This is a genomic window from Sphingopyxis flava (genome assembly GCF_900168005.1).
In the GTDB taxonomy this organism is placed as follows: domain Bacteria; phylum Pseudomonadota; class Alphaproteobacteria; order Sphingomonadales; family Sphingomonadaceae; genus Sphingopyxis; species Sphingopyxis flava.
Window position 1 is genome coordinate 1 of sequence record NZ_FUYP01000097.1, and the last position, 1743, is coordinate 1743.

General features: G+C 58.0%; 1 protein-coding gene. It reads right to left on the minus strand.

What is annotated here, in order from left to right:
* Positions 1-50 precede the first annotated feature (50 nt).
* Entirely contained in the window at positions 51-719 is a 669-nt protein-coding gene (locus B5X69_RS20645) for an ArdC family protein (RefSeq protein WP_139375921.1), read from the minus strand.
* Between the last annotated feature and the right edge of the window lie 1024 nt (positions 720-1743).

A 1743-nucleotide genomic window follows, 5' to 3' on the forward strand; every position in this document is an offset into this window, starting at 1 on the left:
GGCTCTGATTATGCCGAGGTGCCGCATGGCGGATGGCCGAAAAACAAGTCCTAGCCAACGCCATGCGGCATAATCAGGGTTACGGCATTATGCCCAAGCTCGTGGAGCGCGGTGCGATACCAATTTATTGGCTCATGGAAAGCCGCCTGCGGCGGCACCTGCACAAAGTCGTGGCTCGGACTGTAGAAGGCCTCGGCGCCGCCGATGTTGAACTGCGCGCCACTCGCCGCGATCAGCGCATCGGCTCCGGCGATTGCGTGACGCGGATCGGGGCTGGCCATGGGCACAGCGAGAGCCTCCGGGAGTCCCTCGCACTGTTCGACGTTGAAAACGACAAAGCCCTTGAGGAACGCCACCTGCCGCGCCTCGCGGTCCTCGCGCTGCGCCTGTTCATGCTCTGCCCTCGGCGTGAAGCGGTCGGCATAGCAAATCACCGTGCCTTTCTCGCCCCGCCGGACATTTCCGCCTGCAGCCTCGGCCTGCCGGTAGGTCAGCCACTGCTGCGACGCATAGCCCTTGGCGACGACCTCGGCCCAAAGGATTAGCACATTGACCCCCGAATAACTCCGCTCGGTCCCCGCATTCTGCGGCATCGTGCAACCACACGCCGCGCTGTCCCAAGGCTGCACCCATGGCAACCGTCCTTCTTCAAGCTCGGCAATGATCCGGCTTGTGACTTGCGAATAAAGGCTCGCCCTTTCGCTCCGCTCCTTGCGCATTCCCTTTCTCATTCCAGACACCGCATCCCGGCCCGGAAGCAGGCGGCAGGAATGAGCCGGGTGACCCGCATCCTCGGTCGGGCTGCATCGGCAGGACCGCAAGGAGATCGAGGACCCGCGGAACGCGGGTTGCGGTCATCCCGGGGGGAGCCAAAGCGAGTGGCGCCCAAGTCCGTCCCCGCAGCGCCGGGGACCTCGAGCTCTTCCAGGAGATTCTTGCCGCCTACGTCTGAGCGGTGAACGCGCTGGTCTCGGCGATCCGATCCGAGTCTGCAGTGCTGAAGGGCGACGCGAGGATATGGCCCGCAGCGGATCTTCTTCTCGAACTCGTCAAATCGGGATTTCATTATCCCATGCTTGCTGCCGTTTGTCGTGATGGGCATATAAGGACCCGCGCCGTCGGCCATATTGCAAAGCTTGTCTCGCGAATGGGCACGGCGAACGCCAGAATCGGTTAGCGGCATCACGATCTCTCCATTTGACCCGCTTCAAATTGGAGCGAGCGATCGGCAAAACCGTCCTCGACAGGGGCCCTTTTTCGAGGCGCTGCCTTGAGATACCATGACACGCAACAAGCCGATAAATGGCAGATTACCGCCACTTTTTTGCTTTTGTAAATGGTGTGAGACGCCCTGACACAGGCTTCTGGAGCGGTAGCGGGAATCGAATAATCTCATTAAATATCAGATATATATAAGAACATATTTCGGAATTTTAATATTGACCCCCAACGTGACCCCCATCAATTTTTGCTGAAAAGGCGCGGATTTGATTCCTGAAAATCTAATTCGTACGATTTAGGGATAGAGTTCTCGAAGAACCGTCGTCGGTCGTACAAGAAGCCGATTTCATCAAAAGTTCAGTGAAAGATCGTCAGTGCCTTAAATTGCGCCAGCACTTCGGCCTGAAAAGGCGCGACATGCGCAGACTGTAGCGCGACAAACTGGATGAGAAGTTGCGGCAATCAGGATGAGAAGATTCTGACCGCGACAGTTCCGTTTTGGTGTGTTTGATTGTCGCTGGC

Coding starts and splice junctions, on each gene's coding strand:
- B5X69_RS20645 (WP_139375921.1), bottom strand. CDS start 719: ATGCGCAAGGAGCGGAGCGAAAGGGCGAGCCTTTATTCGCAAGTCACA.